General features: G+C 49.3%; 17 protein-coding genes and 1 pseudogene. All 18 read right to left on the bottom strand.

Going from position 1 to position 19,247, the window contains the following annotated elements; translation table 11 throughout:
- Positions 1 to 66 precede the first annotated feature (66 nt).
- The 18 genes and pseudogenes from AN963_RS08670 to AN963_RS08585 all read right to left on the bottom strand — a co-directional run bounded on the left by AN963_RS08670 (position 67) and on the right by AN963_RS08585 (position 18,977).
- A pseudogene (locus tag AN963_RS08670) lies at positions 67 to 1,370 on the bottom strand (molybdopterin molybdotransferase MoeA).
- Entirely contained in the window at positions 1,330 to 2,337 is a 1,008-nt protein-coding gene (gene moaA / locus AN963_RS08665) for a GTP 3',8-cyclase MoaA (protein ID WP_055744090.1), read from the bottom strand. Before moaA ends, AN963_RS08670 begins: the two are co-directional and overlap by 41 nt.
- The gene (gene fdhD, locus AN963_RS08660; RefSeq protein ID WP_201783746.1) at positions 2,324 to 3,145 is read right to left on the bottom strand and encodes a formate dehydrogenase accessory sulfurtransferase FdhD; all 822 of its coding nucleotides are present in this window, start codon (positions 3,143 to 3,145) and stop codon (positions 2,324 to 2,326) included. Before fdhD ends, moaA begins: the two co-directional genes overlap by 14 nt.
- A gap of 33 nt (positions 3,146 to 3,178) precedes the next feature.
- Positions 3,179 to 3,529 carry a DUF2294 domain-containing protein gene (locus tag AN963_RS08655; protein ID WP_055744088.1) on the bottom strand — a complete coding sequence of 117 codons (351 nt, stop codon included), beginning with the start codon at positions 3,527 to 3,529 and terminating at the stop codon, positions 3,179 to 3,181.
- Positions 3,526 to 3,948, bottom strand: a complete 423-nt coding sequence (locus tag AN963_RS08650; protein WP_055744087.1) for a phosphate-starvation-inducible protein PsiE — start codon at positions 3,946 to 3,948, stop codon at positions 3,526 to 3,528. The genes AN963_RS08655 and AN963_RS08650 overlap by 4 nt, the downstream gene beginning before the upstream one ends.
- A 44-nt stretch (positions 3,949 to 3,992) precedes the next feature.
- The gene (locus tag AN963_RS08645; protein WP_055744086.1) at positions 3,993 to 4,472 is read right to left on the bottom strand and encodes a DUF1641 domain-containing protein; all 480 of its coding nucleotides are present in this window, start codon (positions 4,470 to 4,472) and stop codon (positions 3,993 to 3,995) included.
- The gene (gene fdhF, locus AN963_RS08640; RefSeq protein WP_055744085.1) at positions 4,472 to 7,423 is read right to left on the bottom strand and encodes a formate dehydrogenase subunit alpha; all 2,952 of its coding nucleotides are present in this window, start codon (positions 7,421 to 7,423) and stop codon (positions 4,472 to 4,474) included. The genes AN963_RS08645 and fdhF overlap by 1 nt, the downstream gene beginning before the upstream one ends.
- A gap of 299 nt (positions 7,424 to 7,722) precedes the next feature.
- Positions 7,723 to 8,685 carry a transketolase family protein gene (locus AN963_RS08635; RefSeq protein ID WP_055744084.1) on the bottom strand — a complete coding sequence of 321 codons (963 nt, stop codon included), beginning with the start codon at positions 8,683 to 8,685 and terminating at the stop codon, positions 7,723 to 7,725.
- 2 nt (positions 8,686 to 8,687) lie between these two features.
- Entirely contained in the window at positions 8,688 to 9,554 is an 867-nt protein-coding gene (locus AN963_RS08630) for a transketolase (RefSeq protein ID WP_055744083.1), read from the bottom strand.
- A 31-nt stretch (positions 9,555 to 9,585) separates the two neighbouring features.
- Entirely contained in the window at positions 9,586 to 10,494 is a 909-nt protein-coding gene (locus tag AN963_RS08625; RefSeq protein ID WP_055744082.1) for a sugar phosphate isomerase/epimerase family protein, read from the bottom strand.
- Positions 10,495 to 10,525: 31 nt separating this feature from the next.
- The gene (locus tag AN963_RS08620) at positions 10,526 to 11,266 is read right to left on the bottom strand and encodes an SDR family oxidoreductase (RefSeq protein WP_055744081.1); all 741 of its coding nucleotides are present in this window, start codon (positions 11,264 to 11,266) and stop codon (positions 10,526 to 10,528) included.
- 32 nt (positions 11,267 to 11,298) lie between these two features.
- A complete protein-coding gene (locus tag AN963_RS08615) occupies positions 11,299 to 12,000 on the bottom strand; it encodes an ABC transporter ATP-binding protein (protein WP_055744080.1) in 702 nt (233 codons plus the stop codon).
- Positions 11,984 to 12,772 (bottom strand): ABC transporter ATP-binding protein, encoded by a 789-nt coding sequence (locus AN963_RS08610; protein WP_055744079.1) that lies wholly within the window; start codon positions 12,770 to 12,772, stop codon positions 11,984 to 11,986. The genes AN963_RS08615 and AN963_RS08610 overlap by 17 nt, the downstream gene beginning before the upstream one ends.
- A gap of 4 nt (positions 12,773 to 12,776) precedes the next feature.
- A complete protein-coding gene (locus AN963_RS08605; protein ID WP_055744078.1) occupies positions 12,777 to 13,748 on the bottom strand; it encodes a branched-chain amino acid ABC transporter permease in 972 nt (323 codons plus the stop codon).
- Complete coding sequence (locus AN963_RS08600; RefSeq protein ID WP_055744077.1) at positions 13,749 to 14,624, bottom strand: branched-chain amino acid ABC transporter permease; 876 nt, start codon at positions 14,622 to 14,624, stop codon at positions 13,749 to 13,751.
- Between the two features lie 21 nt (positions 14,625 to 14,645).
- Positions 14,646 to 15,842 (bottom strand): ABC transporter substrate-binding protein, encoded by a 1,197-nt coding sequence (locus tag AN963_RS08595; protein ID WP_055744076.1) that lies wholly within the window; start codon positions 15,840 to 15,842, stop codon positions 14,646 to 14,648.
- A 127-nt stretch (positions 15,843 to 15,969) separates the two neighbouring features.
- Positions 15,970 to 17,553, bottom strand: a complete 1,584-nt coding sequence (locus AN963_RS08590) for a N,N-dimethylformamidase beta subunit family domain-containing protein (protein ID WP_055744075.1) — start codon at positions 17,551 to 17,553, stop codon at positions 15,970 to 15,972.
- A 35-nt stretch (positions 17,554 to 17,588) separates the two neighbouring features.
- The gene (locus tag AN963_RS08585) at positions 17,589 to 18,977 is read right to left on the bottom strand and encodes an aminotransferase family protein (RefSeq protein WP_055744074.1); all 1,389 of its coding nucleotides are present in this window, start codon (positions 18,975 to 18,977) and stop codon (positions 17,589 to 17,591) included.
- Positions 18,978 to 19,247 lie beyond the last annotated feature (270 nt).

Here is a 19,247-nt window from a genome sequence, read left to right as displayed (position 1 = left end):
TGTCCTGATTCAATTGTGGAACCATAGTGGGTGCCGTTTACCCGGCCATGTCATCTTGCCGTTTTATTAAATCAATAAAACGGAGACAAGTTCACCTTGGAGCATTCCCTTACTTCCAGGAGGAATCTTGATCAAGCAATCGGAATCTTTAATGGATACAGTAACGCTTGATTGATCAATCCCGGCAGGCTTTACGAATACCTTGCCATCGCTTATATACGACTTTCCGCGAACATACCGTGGAAACGCATTTACCTTTTTAAAATCTTCCCCTAAAAAAGCAGTAAAGTCCCGCATGTATCTATTTTGAATACCCTGCATACCCAAAATAACGGGACGAACGAAGAGCTCAAAACCGACAAAGCATGCTCCCGGATTGCCTGACAACGCAAACAAAAATTGATCATTCCAAACCCCTGCGGTTGTAGGACTTCCTGGTCGCATAGCTACTTTGTTAAACAGCATCTTCCCTTCCCAATTTTGGAAAATATCTACTAGAATGTCGTAGTCGCCTACCGATACTCCGCCTGATGTGATCACAAAATCGGCTGCGGAAAATGCCTCCAGAATAAGGGCTTGCGCTTTGTCCGCTTCGTCTGGAATGGATCCCATAAGTAACGGAATCCCTCCTGCTTCCTGAATAAGTGCTGCCAGCATGTAAGAGTTACTGTTTCGAATTTTCCCTGAGCAAAGTGGCGCTTCTAGAGGTAAAAGCTCGGAACCTGTTGCAAATATAGCGATTGTTGGGCGCTTATATACTTTGACATAGGAAAGACCGAATGTAGCCAACAAAGCGATCTCACCAGCGCGGATTTCTACTCCTTTTTGCAGGACACAATCGCCCTTTGTAATTTGGCCAATCGGGGTCAGATTCTGCCCGGGATGGATCTCTTTTTTTATCGTAATGTAAGTTATGCCCTGTTCTTCAAAGTCATCTGTCATTTCAAGCATGATGACTGCGTCTGCTTTTTGAGGTACCATGGCTCCAGTCATGATTCGGGAAGCCGTTCTTTGCGATAATTCTTTTGTAGGGACAGCGCCACACGGAATATTCTCGATCACTTCAAATGGACAGGAGATTCAGGTGATGCTCCGCGTGTAGAACTGGACATAATGGCAAACCCGTCCATCCCGGAGCGGCGGAAATGAGGCATGTGATCTGAAGCAATCATATCCTCTGCCAATGTACGGCCAAAGGCATTTTCCAAGGAGACTTCTTCCACGCCCAATTGGCTTACATATTGTTCAATTCTGCGTTGTGCTTCAACGACTTGAACCGTATCTCGGCGAAATCGATTCAAGCTTTCTACTTTGTCCATGCCGTCTACACTACCCTCCAATTTGAGACATGCGTCTAACCGTTGGTACATGCGACTGACTCTCATCGACTAAAGCCTTTGCCATTTCGTGATTCTTTGGTTTGATACTCAATGCTCTGAAAAAGAGCTCGCGTACCGCTTCATCATTTCCAATGCACTTACGAACGTTAAACTCATCCGCCCAATATAAGCATGGCTTTATGTTTCCATCAGCTGTCAAACGAAGCCGGTTACAAGTTTCGCAGAAATGATCGCTCACGGGATGAATAAGCCCAAAACTCCCCTTCGCGCCTTCAATGCGAAAAGTCTGTGCGGGCCCGTTTCCACGCACAACATGACTCTCATCCACTTTCCAGCCCAATTGATTACAGCGTTCCAATACGGTGGACAATGGCAGATAGGATTGTTTCCATCTCATGTCGTTGTGGCCGATGGGCATGTACTCAATAAATCGAACTTGTAAATGGCTATCTATCGTCAGACGAAGAAAATCTTCAATTTCGTCATCGTTGATCCCCTTCATGAGTACAACATTCAACTTAATTGGCTGAATCCCTACTTGTTGGCACGCGGCTATGCTTTCCAGAACTCTGTGAACATCACCACCACGGGTAATGAACGAAAAACGATCCGCTTTCAATGTATCCAGACTAATATTGACGCGCTTCAAGCCTGCTGCTTTTAATTTTTCGGCTTTTTTTGCCAAGAAAATGCCATTGGTAGTCAAAGCAATATCCTCGATCCCTGGAATTCCTGATATCGCGGATACCAAATTTTCAATTCCTTTGCGGACCAATGGTTCTCCACCCGTCAGCCTTACTTTTTTGACTCCCATTTCGGCCAAAACCCTCACAACCTCGGTAATTTCGTTAAAAGACAGGATATTTTCATCCGGTTCAAATTCCATCCCATCAGCCGGCATGCAATAAACACACCGCAAGTTGCAGCGATCCGTTACCGAAATACGTAGATAGTCATGGACACGACCAAATGAGTCCACTAATTCACTTGGAACCACTGGACTCCCCCCTTTCTACCTCTGCAATTCGTTCGGGCCATGTGTACACATTAAACGATTGATTTCGAATAAACCCAACCGTGGTAATACCAAGTTCATTTGCCAACCGAAGAGCCAATTCAGTAGGAGCTGACTTAGATAAAACGATGCTGCATCCAATCTTGGCTACCTTCAACAATACCTCGGAAGAGATCCGGCCACTAAAGACCATGATTTTATCTTCAACAGGTAACGAATGCTGCAAGCAATAACCGTATAGTTTATCGAGGGCATTATGTCGCCCTATATCCATTCTTGAGAGGATGATCCCGTTTGTATCGCACAAGGCAGCATTATGAACGCCACCCGTATATTGAAAGAGTTCTGCAGATTGTTGCATCTCTTGCATGAATCGAAAACAGTCGGAGCTCGAGATCGAAACTCCTTTGGCTTCAACCTTCTTCACTGTTCGCGCATCATTATAAAAGTAAAAACTTTGCCGACTTTTCCCACAGCAAGAAGTAACATATCTTTTGGAGTGAAACATCTGGTTGTATTTGTTTGCCTTTTTCGCCTGGACATAGGCGTGCCCAGTCGTTTCGTCGATGAAGAGATCTGTTATGTCAGTATACACGCTGATCACCCCTTCAGACGCCAAAAAACCAATGACGAGTTCTTCGATGTATTCCGGACTGCATACTAAAGTAGCAAACTCATCCTGATTCAACATGATCGTAATCGGTGACTCAGTTACGATTGAATCTTCCACTTCCATCAGAGAGCCATTTTCATAATGCAGGACATGCGATAATACATGCACGGGTTGAATCACGAGTTTTACCCACCTTCCCTCACATACTGATCAAGAAATCGGTCTATCTAAAACATATACGGTCATGGCAATATCCTCTTCAATACTGATATCTGAAAAAATCCTCAAGATCTTCGCTTGGATGATATCCTCGAGTTTTGCTACTACCGCAGGATCGTTATAAATCTTCTTCACTAGCTTCGTGCGAGCATCGTGAACCATTCGTCTGCCTTCTTCGGAAAGAATCATAAATTTTTCTACATTTGTCAGGTTTCCCTTCATCTCACAAATCACCCAAGGGCCACAAAAGCGTGTGAGTATTTCTCTCGGTCCGTTTCCGACGTGTTCTTTTCGTATTTCACGAACCAGCATACTGAATTGATGTTCAAGGTTTATCGTCATTCGATGTTCTCCTTTAGTTCCCCCATTTTGTTCTGCCGAGGAGCCAGCATGATGTAACTAATGACTAGGATCAGAATCACAGCCGATAGAATCAGATTATTCATAGCGTTATCACGATTGACGATGATAAAACGTAAGGTACCGGTAATGCCAATATAAATGAGGTAACGTAGTGGAAAATGGTAATCCTCATTGAAATACTTAACAATCATGGATATAAAAACGAAATACAAGAAAAAGGCTAAGACTTCCTCCAAAATATCATGCACGTTAGTATTTCCAAATAGTGCTGCGGTTACAATGAAATACAATTCACGCACAAGAAAAAAACTTAAGACCAACCCCAGAATGATGAGTGAAATATTTAGCATCAGTTGATAGAAGTGTACGATCGATGCTTCGTTTTTCCATTTTGCCATCCAAACATCTGCCCTCCTCCTCATAAAGATTGCAACCTCTTTCATCAATCCTTTAATCCTTCGCCTACTCCTTTCAGCAGGTTTATGCCAAAACCCATCGCCCGATTGATGTCAGGATCGCGTAGAGCTTTCATCAAATCGAAAATACCCACCTTTTTTCCAGAGCGAAGAGCTTCATCAGCCCTTTGTAGTCCCTTTGTAACACCGCCCATCAGCTTTTTTGTCATTTCAGGATTTAGCTCTGTTAACCCACCTGCGGCAGCCATCGCATTGTTGATCATATTGGTGACAGGAGGACGCACCATTTGTCCCACTACGATTTTGGCTATATCCTCCTTTGCACAGGCAGCGGCGTTGAGTGCCCCAAGAATTCCACTTTCATGGAGTTCTTGGAGCAGCTTGATCGTGGCCTGGATACCCTCTGGATTATTTGCCAGTGCTTGCAAGACAATTTCTACAGTCTGATCTTGCCTTTCTTTTTCGGTAAGAATCGGTTCAACCACTTTCGTAATCGGTCTTGCCATTATTTTTTACCTCCCACAACGTTAATTTCTGCGATAGGTTCATAATCGTCTCTGGCCCATTTGCGTTCTACTTGGACACCCATCTGAGGGTTTCGTTTGGCATAACGGGGATTGTACATGGGCAGTGGAGTCATTCCTTTTTCTTCGAGGAACTCCATGCGCACTTTCGTTTGTTTGTAAGCAGGCGTTTGTGTGCGAACGTCTCCAACACTGCCGGTCAAAAGGTTGATAGCATTTTCATGGCTAACGGAGTGCATAGGTACATACAATTCTTTTCCGCTAACTCGATCTGTCACGAGAACGCGAAGCTTAATGGCTCCGTATGGAGAGACGAGACGGACTAATGAACCGTCTTTCAGACCGCGTTCGTTTGCAAGTTCAGGGGAAACCTCTACAAATACCTCCGGCAGCTTGTATTGGATGCCCTTTGATTTATTTGTCATATTTCCTTCGTGGAAATGCTCCAGTAGTCGTCCATTATTTAAGGTAAGATCAAATTCAGATGGATACTCCATAGGCGGAACATATTCAACGAGCGAAAGTCTTGCTTTTCCGTCTGGGAAGTTGAATTGTTCTTTGTACAGAAGTGGCTCGTCGGCACCATTTTTTTGTACGGGCCAAAGCAAGCTGTTCCATCCCTCTAAACGATCGTATGAGACTCCTCCATAAAGCGGTGCCAAGCTAGCAATTTCGTCCATGATCTCACTAGGGTGTTGATAGTTCCAGTTTGCCCCCATGCGTTGGGCGATCATCTGAATGATGGACCAGTCAGGTCTTGATTCACCCAGTGGTTCCATTACTTGATACAACCGTTGGATACGTCTCTCCGTATTCGCAAAGGTACCCTCTTTTTCCAGGGATGGAGACGCAGGCAAGACGACATCTGCAAATTGAGCCGTTTTCGTCAGGAATACATCCTGTACGACAAAAAATTCAAGCTTGCTGAGCGTATCATGCACGTGGTTAGCGTTGGAATCTACCCAAGCCATGTCTTCCCCCATCAGGTACATCGCTTTCAGTTCACCTTTCTCCACCGCTTCCAGCATCTCGATATTGGTCAAGCCTGGTTTGTTAGAGATCGTTACGCCGTACGCCTTTTCAAATTTGGCTCTAGCCACATCATCTGTAATATGCTGATACCCTGGAAGCCAGTTAGGCAGCGTCCCCATGTCGCAAGCGCCTTGTACGTTGTTGTGCCCACGCAATGGGTAGGCTCCTGCTCCCGGTCGGCCGTAGTTTCCTGTAACGAGCAATAGGTTGGAGATAGCGGCTGATGTATGCGATCCAGCGATGTTCTGGGTCACACCCATTCCCCACAGGATGCAAGTGCCATCTGCCTCGCGGATCATTTTGGCTGTTTGAATCAACTGTTCTTTTGTCAGCCCGGTTACTTCCACAGCGTAATCCAGCGTATATTTTTCAAGCATGTTACGATAATCGTCAAAATCATTTACCCGATTTTGGATAAAGGCTTCGTCATGCCAGCCTTGATCGATGATGTACTTCGCGACTGCCGTCAGCCAGACAAAATCTGTCCCTTGTTTTGGATGAAGGAAAAGATCGGAACGTTCCGCCATTTCGTGCTTACGTAGATCAGATACAATCAGTTTTTGACCGTTTAATTTCTTTGCCCGTTTAACGCGGGTTGCCAATACGGGATGGCCTTCTGTTGGGTTCGCCCCGACGATCATGACCAGTCCGGCACTTGCGATATCTTGAATGGTACCGGAGTCCCCACCGTGTCCTACCGTTGCCAGCAATCCGTCAGTGGCAGGTGATTGGCAATACCTGGAGCAATTGTCGATATTGTTTGATTCAAATACCTGGCGCGCCAGTTTTTGCATGAGGTAGGCATCTTCATTTGTTGTTTTGGATGAGCTTACAAATCCAAGCTCGTTGCCTCCGTATTTTTGCTTGATGGAACCCATTCGCTCGGCAATCAGTGATAATGCCTCTTCCCACGTAGCCGGAACAAATGCGTCTTCCTTTCGAATCAAAGGTGAAGTCAAGCGTTGATCACTGTTAACAAAATCCCAACCGAACTTCCCTTTTACACAAGTAGAGACACTGTTGACCGGAGAGTCTTCCGTTGGCTCCACTTTCAGAATTTGGCGGCCTTTGGTCCAAACCTCAAATGAACAGCCTACCCCGCAGAACGTACATACGGTTTTCGTTTTCTTGGTCCGCGTTTCCCGCATGGCCGCTTCTACTTCAGAAATCGCAAAAATACCGCTGTAACCAGGTTCAACTTCTTTAATCAGATCGATCATCGGATTCAACAGATCTTTTTTAATCCCGGACATAAATCCAGCTTCGCCCAGCATGCTTTTCTCCATCAGCGCATTGCATGGACAGACTGTCACACACTGACCACAAGACACACAAGAGGATTCATTAATCGATTTATTGTCATCCCAGATAACCCTTGGAATCTTTCGCTCCCAATCGATCGTGAGCGTTTCATTTACCTGTAAATCCTGACAAACCTCCGTGCAACGTCCACAGAGAATGCATTGATCAGGATCATAACGATAAAAGGGATGCGACATATCCACTTCTTCGTTTTTTTCTCGGAATGGGCGTGTTTGGTGGTCAATTTCGAGCAGCTCTGCCGTATTGTGGACCCGACAATTTCCGTTGTTGTTGTCGCAGACGGTACAATACAGCATGTGGTTTTCCAGGATCCGGTCCATCGCTTCGTTCTGCGCACCTTTTGCCAGTTCGGAGGAAGTAAGGATGTTCATGCCTTCCTCAATAAGAGTCGAACACGCTCGCATAATTTTCCCGTCAATCTCACACATACAGGTATCACAAGTTTGAATGGGCCCTAAAATAGGTGAATAACAGATGTGAGGATGCTCGATTTCGTGTTGTAGCAGATAATCAAGGATACGGGCTCCTTCTTCCGCTTCATGCTTCACTCCATTTAGTTCAAAGTTAATTTTTTTCATCTTCTCTAAAACCTCCAAGAAAATAATAAAAGCCCACCATAAAACAACCTGGGCATAAACATGCGCAAATTGTATTATGGTGGGCTAATTCCTAAGCATCCAATGATACTTGTTATCCGTCCCAACTTACCTATGAGTGAGATCAGGATGATTGAGCAATTCGTCATTACCAACCATCAATGATCAACTACGGCTACATTATATCACCGGATCTATATGGATCCAACTTTTTTTATGGAAGGGTTGTTCACATGTAGCCTCTTCATTTCGGTAGCACCACCCTTATTAAAAGGCACGAACTATCCCTTTTTCCTCCCTAACACCCGGCGTACCCCATCCACAATATGCCACGGTGTCAACCCATATTTTTGGAGCAAAGCGTCATTGGAACCAGACTCACCGTTCTTGTCACGAACACCGATGCGCTCCAGAGGGACGGGAGCATGCTCACCAAGCACTTCCGCGACTGCTCCACCCAGCCCCCCATAAATCGTATGTTCTTCCACGGTCACGATCGCCTTCGTCTTTTCAGCTGCGGTCACTATCGCAGCAACGTCGATCGGCTTGATCGACGGGATGTGCAGGACACCAGCGGATACTCCTTCCTTTTCCATCATAACCGCCGCCTCGATGGCACGATGGGTTTGCGTCCCGGTTGCAATCAGCGTAACATCCGTTCCTCTGCGCATCTGAATGCCTTTTCCGAGTTCAAATCGATAGCTGGCAGAATCGAAAATGACGGGGAGCGGATCGCGCGCCACTCGGATATAGACAGGCCCGTCATACTCATTGGCAAATGCCATCATGCGATCCAGCTCTACGGCGTCTGCAGGCGCTAGCACAATCATGTTGGCCAGGCTCCGCATGATAGCCATGTCCTCCAAAGACTGATGGCTCTTGCCCGTGCAGCCGTTGAGCAACCCGCTGTACGCCCCAACCATTTTGACGTTAAGCTTCGGTTGTGCGATGGAGACGGTGATCTGATCGAGTGCCCGCTTCACAACAAAGGCAGCAAATGAACAGACCCAAGGCTGAAAACCGACTGTGGCCAATCCGGCAGCAACACCCAGCATGTTTTGCTCCGCGATCCCCATCTGCAAGAACTGCTCGGGATTATTTTCCGCAATCTTGTCCAGCTTTGTCGAGTTCGCCAGATCCCCGTCCAGCGCCACGATCCGTTCATCCTGGCGTGACAGCGCGAGCAGCTTTTCCCCGAATACATCACGCATCGATATTTGTTGTGCCAACTTCACTTCTGCCATAGTTACACCGCTCCTTCCTCTAATTCTGCCATGGCAAGTGCTAGCTCCTGGTCGGTGGGAACCCGCGAATGCCACAGATAGTCCCCTTCCATAAAGCTCACGCCTTTGCCTTTTTTCGTCTCGGCAATGATGATCGTTGGCTTTCCTTTCGTTTGCTTCGCGTCCTGACATGCCTGCACAATCTGCTGCATATCATAGCCATCTATCTGGATGACGTGAAAGCCGAATGCTTGCCATCTCGCCTCTGGTTGAAGAACGGGAATTTGTCTCACTCTTCCGTTGCTGCCAGCCCACCCATACTGTTGAAGCTGGTTGTAATCCATGAAAATTGTCAAGTTATCCAGTGCGTATTTGGAAGCGATGTCCGCCGCTTCCCACACTTGCCCTTCTTGCGACTCCCCATCACCGATCATGCAATACGTGTGGAACGGCGCTTGCTTCAGCTTGGCTCCCAGCGCGATCCCCACTGCGGACGAAATCCCTTGGCCAAGCGATCCCGTAGACATATCCAAGCCGGGAAGGACGGTCATATCAGGATGCGCCTGAAGCCGTGAGTTGATTTCATCGAAGGTGTGCAGTTCGTCCTTGGAAAAGTACCCTCTTTCGGCAAGCGTGCAATAGAGAGCGATGGCGGAATGGCCCTTGGACAGTACAAAGCGATCCCGCCCCTCCCAAGTGGGGTCTTGCGGCCGGATGTTCATCACTTCAAAGTACAGGGCAGTCAATACATCCGTAGCCGACAAAGGTCCCCCGATATGGCCTGCACGCGCGTGATAGACCGTTTTGATTACATTCCTGCGTATTTCTTTTGCGAGCTGTCGCAGCTCGGCTTCTCTTGATTCTAGCAACAATCGCTCCACTGGTTTCATTCACTCCTTTTCGCAACTCTTTCTATTACTCTCACTTCTGCCCTAGCTCCTGAGCGATCCTGCACTGTCGCTCTATCGTTTTCACAAAGGTTAAGCCTCTCTCAGCTGATTGATAGACATCACCGAAGGGAGGATATTCGAGCGAGATCGTCCCTCGATAGCCTGCATGCATGAGTGCTTGCGTAACCTGTGAAAAGTCGATGCATCCTTCCCCCGGAATCCGCCTGTGACGATCAACGTAATGCACATATCCGATGTGTTTCCCGCAATAGGCGATGCTCTGGGCCATATCCGTCTCTTCCTGATCCATATGAAACGTATCGAGGTGGACCTTCACAAAAGGATGATCTAGCCGTTTCACGAAGTCAGTTGTTTCCTTTACCCCGTTCAAATAATTGACTTCCTCTTTATTGATAGCTTCCAGCACCAGCAAGACGTTTCTGCTTTCGGCATGACAAGCCAGCTGTTGCAAACTATCCAGAAGCAGACTCTCGCAACTTTCGTACTGGTGCACGTCAGGAATATTGCCGCGCATGTACCCGATGATGACAACGCACCTCAAATGACTCGCCACGTCGATGATCTCGATCAGTCTTTTGATCGCGTTTTGTCTGCGCTGCTGCTCTTCATCGATTAAGGAAAGCTGATCCATCGTATAGGCCATTCCCGTCGCGAGAGCAGCGATACGGAATTGATGTCTGTCGCAATATTCCTTCAGTATTTCCGCATCAATGTCTTCTGCGGCGCGCACGTGCCATTCCAACGAATCAAAACCGATTTGTACTGCTTGCTCGATGCTGTCGTAAATATCCCCTCGAAAGATCACGGGAGCAGACGGGGAGAGCTCTGCCGTGCCGCCTGTGGCCGCGTACGCAAACAAGCTTTTTCCTGGACGGTTCTCTTTACAAGATCGTTCTCTATGGGCGTGTTCGGTAGTCATTCTGCCAACCTCCACTCTCTTTCAATGATCCTTAACGGCGTTGCGACGTCGGTCTGACCACGATTTCATTGATGGCGACGGAGGAAGGTTGTTCGACTGCGAACCGAATGATTCGGGCGATATCTTCTGCATGCAACGCTTGCTGCTCGCTCGCTTGACGACCTAGCAATTCAATCGCCTCCTGATCAGTGATCCCTTCGGAAATTTCCGTCTCGACTGCTCCTGGTGAGATGAGCGTCGTTCGGATTTGTTGATCGGGGCGAAGCTCCCTGCGCAATCCTTCTGTGATGACCCGAACCGAAAACTTCGTCGCACTGTAGACCACCCGCACCGGTGTTATTTCATGGCCCGCCACTGAAGACAGATTGATGATGTGTCCTTCATTTCGCTCTTCCATATGAGGCAGCACAGCGGCAATCCCGTTTAGGACACCTTTAATATTCACGTCAATCATCTGATCCCACTCTTGTACCCTCCGCTTATGGAGATAAGAGAAGGGACTGATTCCCGCATTGTTGACGAGAATATCGATTTTGCCGAAACGCTCGATCGTCTTTTGCGCCAGCGCCTCCATATCGGATAACGACGTCACATCAGCGACCTGATAGCATGCCTCCCCGCCATCCGCCTCGAGCTCCTGTTGCAGCTGCACCATTCGCTCAGCGCGGCGTGCCGCCAGCATCACTTTCACTCCCGCTTTTGCCAGCTCTTTGGCGGTGGCTGCCCCTATTCCGCTGCTCGCCCCTGTAATAATTGCCACTTTTTGCTCCATACGCCTGCTCCTTTCCTCGCCATCGACTCCCATTAGCCGAGGTACGCTTCTACGACTTTGTTGTCTTGCAAGAGCGCGCGAGAACTGCCAGAGATTTTGATCTCTCCTGTCTCCAGCACGTACGCACGCTCCGAAGCTTCCAGCGCTAAATGTGCATTTTGCTCTACTAATAGAATCGTGATGCCGTTTTTACGAATCTTATCGATGACGTCAAACACCGTGTCTACCATGACCGGGGCCAACCCGAGGGACGGTTCGTCGAGAATCACCAGCTTCGGCTTGGACAAGATCGCCCGGCTCAGCGCCAGCATCTGCTGCTCACCGCCAGACAACGTACCCGCCATCTGCTCGGCACGCGCATGCAAAATTGGAAACAGTGTAAACACTTCCTCATAATCGAGCTTCAGCTGGCGCTTGTCTTTGCGCTGGTATGCCCCGACCATGAGATTTTCCATGACCGACAAGTTTGTGAAGATCCTTCTTCCTTCAGGCACGTGGGCTATCCCGCGGCTCACAATCTTATCCGAGGCCAGTCTCGTCAATTCCTCTCCTTCATACGTGATCGACCCATTCTTTGGCCGCACCAGTCCGGAGATCGCCTTCAGCAGACTTGATTTTCCCGCGCCGTTCGCTCCGATCAACGTGACGACTTCACCTTGCCTGACTTCCAACGAGATACCCTTGAGTGCGTGAACATTTCCGTAGTACACGTGCAGATCAGCTACTTTGAGCATTCTCATACCTTCTTCCCAAGTAAGCCTGAACGACTTGCGGATTGCTCGTCACTTTTTCATAACGTCCCTGGTCCAGCAATTTGCCAAAATGCAGAACGGCTATTTCATCACAGATCCCTTTCACCAATTTCATGTCGTGCTCGATCAAAAAAATGGTGTGACCTTCTGTTTGCAGCTGCCGGATCAGTTCCATCAGTTCAGCGGTTTCCACCGGATTCAAGGCCGCAGCCGGTTCATCCAAAAAAATCAATTCAGCTCCTGTCGCCAATGCGCGCATGATCTCGATTTTGCGCTGCAATCCTTGGGGCAGCTCCGTGGCGATTTCATTACGGAGATGATCCATCTGATATTTTTGCAACAACTGATCGACTCTTCGCTGGGCCTCCTGCTCCTGCTTACGGTATCGGATCAAGCGAAAAAAGGCTTCGGGGAAGCTGTAGGTGACGCTATGATGAGTGGCGAGCAGGATATTTTCAAAGACGGATTGCCCCTGCAGCAGACGGATGTTTTGAAAGGTTCTGGATATGCCGAGCGGCGCGATCTCATGAGCCTGTAATGATGTGATATCGTTGCCTTTATAAAATACCTTGCCGCTGGTCGGTCGATATATCCCTGTCAATAAATTAAACATGGTTGTTTTTCCGGCGCCGTTTGGTCCAATTAACCCGAAGATCTGCCCAGCTTTGATCGAAATAGAGACGTTATCCACCGCCATCACCCCACCGAAACGGATGGTCAGTTCCTGGGTCTCCAATAGTACGGATTGATTCATGGCGTCACACCTCCTCTTGTGCGGGTACCTTCCTGCCCTTGGCTAATGGCAACTCGGACCAGCCTCTGCTTTTGACCACCAGACCGCTGATTCCCTTCGGCGCGAAGATCACGATAATAACGATGAGCAGTCCGTAGATGACCATCTGATACTGCGTGAACTCACGCAGATACTCTGATAGAACGGTGATGAACATGCCCCCGATAACCGAGCCGGCGATACTACCGACACCACCGATCAATAGCATCAGCAAAATGTTGACCGACATCGAAGATTGAAACGTCTCAGGACTTAAAAACAGGATAAAGTGTCCGTAGCATACCCCGGCGAGACCTGCGATCGATGCACTCCAGACGAACGCCCACACCTTGTAATACGTGACGTTGACCCCCATCGACCGCGCTGTGATCTCGTCCGTCTGAATGGCCAACAGCGCGCGCCCCATCTTGGAAGCCTTGATCCTAGCTGACAAGTAGATTACGAGGATCACAAAAGCAACCAGCAAAAAGTAATAGTCCATTTTGGTACTGAAATCCATTCCGAAGATCGGCTCAGGACGAGGAATGCCGCCCAATCCCATCGGGCCCCGGGTCACATCCACCCAGTTGTTGAAGATCAGATGGACAATCTCGCCGAACCCCAAGGACGCAATCGCAAAATAGTGGCCCTTCAATCGAAGAACAGGATAGCCGATCAAAAATCCACATCCAGCAGCCATCAAAATGGCCATCAGCATGGAGACCCAAACCGAAATGCCTGATAAGGAAAAGATCGCAGAACCATAGGCGCCGATTCCGAAAAAAGCCGCATGCCCGAGCGAGACTTGACCCGCAAAACCGGTAATGATGTTAAGACTGAGCACGAGTATGATGTTGATGGCGGCCATCACCATGATGTGGAGCAAGTAGTCGTTGTTCCATACAAATGGGAACACGACGGTTGCGGCAACGAGCAGTAGGAGCGCTTTATTTTTCATTTACACCTTCTCCTGTACGTGCTTGCCGAATAAGCCAGCCGGTTTAAACAGCAACACCAAGATCATGATGACAAATGCAAACACATCCTTGTATTCAGAGGATAGGTAACCAGCTGCATACGTCTCCACCAGCCCGAGGATAAAACCGCCGGCGATGGCCCCTGTCACATTGCCGATGCCGCCCAACAGCACGACGACGAACGCTTTCAAAGTGGCCGACACCCCCATCGTCGGATAGACGCTGAATATGGGTGCCATCAATGTCCCTGCCAATGCTGCAAGAGCCGCCCCTACGGAAAAGGTGATGAACAGAACCGAGTTGGCTTTGATGCCCATCAGCTTCGCCGTCTCCATGTCAAAAGCGCAGGCCCGCATGGCCACCCCGATCTTCGTCTTTTGAATCCCGTAATAAATGATCGCTATCATGACGACTGCGACGATGACTACAAAGAGCCTCTGTCCGTTGATAAAGACGCCCCCAAGATTCAATTGAATGTCTGCAAAAGGAGATTGCATATTCCGCGGATCAGGACCCCAGATCAGCTGTACCACATTTTGCAAAAGAATAGATACGCCAAGAGAACTGACCATGAGGTTGATCCGAGCGGAATGGCGAAGCGGATGGAACGCGAGCCGCTCCATAATGATGCCCAGGATCGCAACGACTGCCATCGAGATTGGTATCACCGCCAAGTACGGCAGATCAAAGCTCTGGACGACCGACACCGACACAAATGCCCCGGCCATGAACAGTTCCCCGTGAGCAAAGTTGGCCATATCCATCATGCCGAGCACCAATGTGAGTCCGAGTGCGATCAGGACATAGGTGCTCCCCATGACGAGACCATTGATCGTTTGCTGCAAAAACTCGGTCATTTCATGTGACTCTCCCTTCGGCTACTTCATGTCTTTGTCGGAACCAATGACCACATACTTGCCGTTTTCCAGCTTTTCAAAAATCAACATCTGGTACGATTGGTTGTTTTCATTAAACGTTACGGGACCGGTCACGCCCTGGAAATCTTTTAGCTGCTTCATTCCTTCGCGAATCTTTTCTCGATCGCCGCTGCCTGCAAGTCGGATCGCCTCTGCGAAAATCTGCATCGAGCCATAGCCGTTGGCTACCTGCATGTCTGGATTTTTTCCATACTTTTGCTTATACGTCTCGACCATCTTTTTCGAATTCGGGAAATAGTTGTAGGCAGCCGGTTCAAACGTGCCGATGCTGATGATGCCTTTCGCCGATTTGCCCGCCAGCTCGATGAATTTGTCGTTGGCTAGCGACGCAAAGCCAAACAGCTGCGTATTCATTCCCAAATCGCGAATTTGCTTGATGATTTGTGCCCCTTCCGTGATGTTGCCCGATATGAGGATTGCGCTCGGATTCATGTTCTTGATTTTAGTCAGCTGCGGATAGAAGTCTTTATCGCCTTGCTTGTAAAATTCAAGGGACAATACGTTGCCTAGCCCCTCGTTCTCCATCGTTTTCTTAAACGCTTCCGCACCTGTCCGCCCAAAATCGGAGTTCTCTGCGACAATCGCGACGTCTTTTAAGTTCAGCTTTCCTGTGACGTATCTGGCCAAAGCCGGTCCTTGTTGTCCGTTGTACAGCGTGTAGCGGAACATGTACGGATGCCCCGGTTCGGTAATGTTATCTGCTCCCGAGGCAGGCGTCATATGCACGACCTTTTCGCGTTCGGTAACATCACGCATCGCGAGCGTGTTAGAAGAGCTGTGTGCACCGATGATCGCTGACACGTGATCTTGGGTAATCAACTTTTGCGTAGCATTTACTGCCTCGGCTGGCGTGCCTTTGTCATCTTCGTATATGACCTCAATTTTCTTCCCGTTGATTCCGCCCTGTGCCGCAATCTCATCCAGAACCAGATCGATCCCTTGTTTGATCGTCGTGCCGTAATACGCTGTTACCCCGGTCAGTGGCAAAACTGCTCCGATTTTGATCACATCCCCGTTTGCCGCTGCGCTGCTTCCATTGGACCCCGCACCAGGTGTAGCGTTCCCGCTGCATGCCGTCAATACCATGCCCATTGATAAAAGGAGACCCGCAACCGTACTCCCCATTTTTTTCTTCATATCGTCTGCCTCCTTAATAGGTTGGTTCCATTATTGTGCAAGGTAAGCGCTTACTCTGTGGATAAAAAGGAAGCTGTCGTTCTTGTTGCTTTTCGACAGCCATTTTTTCAGAAATCATTAACCGATTTTATTGGAGAAACTTTCGCAGCACGTTATGGGTGATTCGCTCGACGAATGGATTGCCGCCTTTGATTCCGTACGCCCATTCCGTTCCGCCGCTGTTGAACACCTCACCCAACCCACTGCAAAACGAAACGATCATGGCATTTCCATGGCGCAGCCGATTGCGATTTTCCGGCGTATCTTCACCAAGCACCTCGCGCGCCGCCAGTGCCAGGTCACTCTCCCCGAGCAACAGATTCGTATACCCACGATCCAATCTCTCACCGAGGCTTGCGGGGGCCATCGCTAGAATTTCCATGTCGATAGGAGATCCATCCTCACCAGTCGGATAAGGCAGACCATCACGGAACGCAAATGCACAGCCGTCATTTTCGTACCCGACGATGCCTTCCTCACTGCCCAAGACATCTCCGTATTCCAGTCCGGTTCCCTCAAACGCCCAATGGTCCGATCGATAAATCGTGTAGCCCCCTGCTCCTCGAGGGACTGTCATGCCTGTTCGCGCATAGCCCCCGCGCGTCATCGAGACGCCTGTCAGACGGTTCTCAGGTCGGTTTATCGTCCGTGATGACCAGAGCGTCGTCGCATATTTTTCCTCCGCCGTTCCGATGACCGGGTCCTGCTGCGGCGCATCATACTTGTAGCAGACCATGGTCTTGCCGTCGTCCTCGAAACGCACCTGCCAAAACACGCTGTTGCCCGAGAACATCGCCAGTCTTCCGCCGCGATCAATCCAACTCTCTAGGACATCCCTTTCCTGCCAGGACCAGTATTCATCGTGCCCAACGCTCAAATAGAGCTGATACGGCTCCAACAATTTCGGATCACGATCCAGATCATACTGGGTCGCGTAATCGACGCTATATTCGTTTTCTTCCAGCCATTTGACGAAGATTTCTTCCCAGCGTCCGGCAAATCCGCTCGCCACCGTCCAGTAATCGACTTGTGCCTCGATCGAAAACGGGCGGTACGGTCTGCCTTGCTGCTCCATCATTCCAGGTTTTTGCCCCGGAGCGAATGCCGTGCGAGGCGCCCCCGGGAACTTGCTTAACAGACCAGGCTCAAACGGACGCAGAATAGACGCGCGATTCGCCTTCTGTGCATGGAAATCAAAGACTGATTTGCTCGAGTACAGGCTGCCGCCCCCCCAGCTGTTATACGCCAGGTACGTGTTGGTGCTCAAGACGAACAGAATCTTGGAGTCGCGCCCCGGATTCGCTGAGCGCAAGACGAAAAAGTGCTCGGATTCTCGCCATCTGCCTTCCACTCCATCTGCACGAACAACGATCTGGTAATAGCCCGAGCGCCAGTCTGCCGGAATATCCATAGTGAAGGATACGGGCCAATCGCAGCCGGTTTCATTTGCCTTCTCCGGGATACCGTGCCACTCTCCCGATGATTCCCGTCTCTCCCATACGACCTCCCGCTTCGCCCCGAGCCTCGCAATTTCTATGGAGTAAGCCGGCTGCTTGGATGAGATGTGGAACGCGACGGTCTCGCCGGGTGCGTAACTGAAACTGTCCGTGTAGCACCAGATTGCCCCTCTTTGCTCGCTGTCTGCCGCAGGATTACTCTTGGATTCACTCACGAGTCTCACCTCTCTGCTTTCCTGTTCCTCAAAGTCTAGTACCCGAGCGAGGTCTCAACCGCATCAATCGCATCGGAGAATATCTCGATCATTTTGGCGATCTCTTCTTTCGTAATGATGAGCGGCGGCGCCATCACGATCGTATTTTTTCCGCCATACGTAATCGGACGCACGATTAAACCGCGGCGATAGCACTCCTCGACGACTTTGGGAGCTACATTCAGCGAAGGGGCAAAGCCCTTGGCGCTTTCCCTGTCCGCCAGTAGATCGTAACCTCCCAGCAAGCCCAATGACCTCCCGTTTGCGACGATCATGTGTTTTTCTTCCAAGTAGGCGAAGCCCTTGGCCAATTCTATTTCCATGTTTCGAGCGTTCGTCATCAGTTGTTCCGTCTCGACGATCTCGATGTTTTTCAAGGCAATGGCACATGCTGTCGGATGACCGCTGTACGTAAACCCGTGAAAAAGGGTGCCCTCCGAACGCTCCGCGAGCTCGTCGCGGATATACTCTCTCATGACCACAGCCCCCAGCTGTATGTACCCGCTCGTGATTCCTTTGGCGACCGTCATCAGATCGGGAACGACATCCCAGTGATCCACGCCGAACCATTTCCCTGTCCTGCCGAACCCGCAAATGATTTCATCCATGATCATCATGATGCCGTACTCGTCACACAGCTGGCGAACCGCCTGCAAGTAACCGTCTGGCGGAATGTTGACTCCTCCCGCTCCTTGAACTGTCTCCAAAATGACGGCAGCGACTGTTTCTGCTCCTTCCCGCTCGATGATGCCGCGAAAGCTCCGGGCGTAATCCGGGTCCGTCGTGTCCCCTCGCTCACAGTTGGTCAGGAACGGTTTAGCGTGAAGAAAATCGGGGGCATTGGCCGTCGATACGTCGTGGAATTGCGTGATCCCCGTCGCGCTGGTCGCCCCGATCGTAATGCCATGAAAGCCGAGGTCCAGTCCGATGATTTTTTTACGCTCTGGCTGGTTTTTCAGCTTCCAGTAGTGCCGGACCAGCTTGAAAGCCGTATCATTCGACTCGGAACCGCCCGAGGTAAAAAAGCTCACGTTGAGATCCCCCGGCGTCAGCGAAGCGATTTTATGCGCCAGACGAATGACTGGCTCATGCGACAGGTTGGCAAAGGATGAGCTGTACGCCAGCTTTTCCATCTGCTCCTTTGCCGCTTCTCCCATTTCCTTGCGCCCGTGTCCGATGTTTACATTCCACAACGACGCCATCCCGTCAATGAAGCGGTTTCCGTACACATCCGTCAAATAGACGCCTTTCCCGTCTTTGATGATCAGCGTCGGACCATTCTTTTGATGCTGCTGGATCGATGACGTCGGATGCAAATAGTGCTGCTTATCCCATCGGATCAATTCATCAATGTCCACACCGTTTTGCGTGACATGCTGCGTCATGTAAAGCCCCCCTATGATTCAGATCAGTGATCACACAAGTCGTTCGTTTCGCAATTAAGGTAACCGCTTACCCTAATGAGTACATTCTATTCCAAGTTTTCTGTCATTTCAACATAAAAATCGAAATATTCTCATGTTACTTTGCTATCAAAATTGTGCTTTATGCTCCTCAATCCCACTATTCTTAGCGAATTCTAAAAGAAGAAACGGAATTCCATCATATCCAAAAAGGTTAAGCGCTTTATTCAGTAGACGAAAAAATACACTTTT

Origin of the sequence: Brevibacillus choshinensis (genome assembly GCF_001420695.1) — a bacterium.
Taxonomy (GTDB): Bacteria; Bacillota; Bacilli; order Brevibacillales; family Brevibacillaceae; genus Brevibacillus; species Brevibacillus choshinensis.
Note: the sequence above shows the minus strand (reverse complement) of the source record. Positions and strands in the feature narration are given on the sequence as shown.

Excerpts from the sequence above, each read along its gene's own strand:
- AN963_RS08615 (WP_055744080.1), bottom strand. The coding sequence starts at position 12,000 with ATGCTCAAAGTAGCTGATCTGCACGTGTACTACGGAAATGTTCACGCA.
- AN963_RS08655 (WP_055744088.1), bottom strand. The coding sequence starts at position 3,529 with ATGACGATAAACCTTGAACATCAATTCAGTATGCTGGTTCGTGAAATA.
- AN963_RS08585 (WP_055744074.1), bottom strand. The coding sequence starts at position 18,977 with ATGACGCAGCATGTCACGCAAAACGGTGTGGACATTGATGAATTGATC.
- AN963_RS08595 (WP_055744076.1), bottom strand. The coding sequence starts at position 15,842 with ATGAAGAAAAAAATGGGGAGTACGGTTGCGGGTCTCCTTTTATCAATG.
- AN963_RS08635 (WP_055744084.1), bottom strand. The coding sequence starts at position 8,685 with ATGGCAGAAGTGAAGTTGGCACAACAAATATCGATGCGTGATGTATTC.
- AN963_RS08650 (WP_055744087.1), bottom strand. The coding sequence starts at position 3,948 with ATGGCAAAATGGAAAAACGAAGCATCGATCGTACACTTCTATCAACTG.
- AN963_RS08625 (WP_055744082.1), bottom strand. The coding sequence starts at position 10,494 with ATGACTACCGAACACGCCCATAGAGAACGATCTTGTAAAGAGAACCGT.
- AN963_RS08600 (WP_055744077.1), bottom strand. The coding sequence starts at position 14,624 with ATGACCGAGTTTTTGCAGCAAACGATCAATGGTCTCGTCATGGGGAGC.
- AN963_RS08610 (WP_055744079.1), bottom strand. The coding sequence starts at position 12,772 with ATGAATCAATCCGTACTATTGGAGACCCAGGAACTGACCATCCGTTTC.
- AN963_RS08630 (WP_055744083.1), bottom strand. The coding sequence starts at position 9,554 with ATGAAACCAGTGGAGCGATTGTTGCTAGAATCAAGAGAAGCCGAGCTG.
- AN963_RS08605 (WP_055744078.1), bottom strand. The coding sequence starts at position 13,748 with ATGAAAAATAAAGCGCTCCTACTGCTCGTTGCCGCAACCGTCGTGTTC.
- fdhF (WP_055744085.1), bottom strand. The coding sequence starts at position 7,423 with ATGAAAAAAATTAACTTTGAACTAAATGGAGTGAAGCATGAAGCGGAA.
- AN963_RS08620 (WP_055744081.1), bottom strand. The coding sequence starts at position 11,266 with ATGGAGCAAAAAGTGGCAATTATTACAGGGGCGAGCAGCGGAATAGGG.
- AN963_RS08645 (WP_055744086.1), bottom strand. The coding sequence starts at position 4,472 with ATGGCAAGACCGATTACGAAAGTGGTTGAACCGATTCTTACCGAAAAA.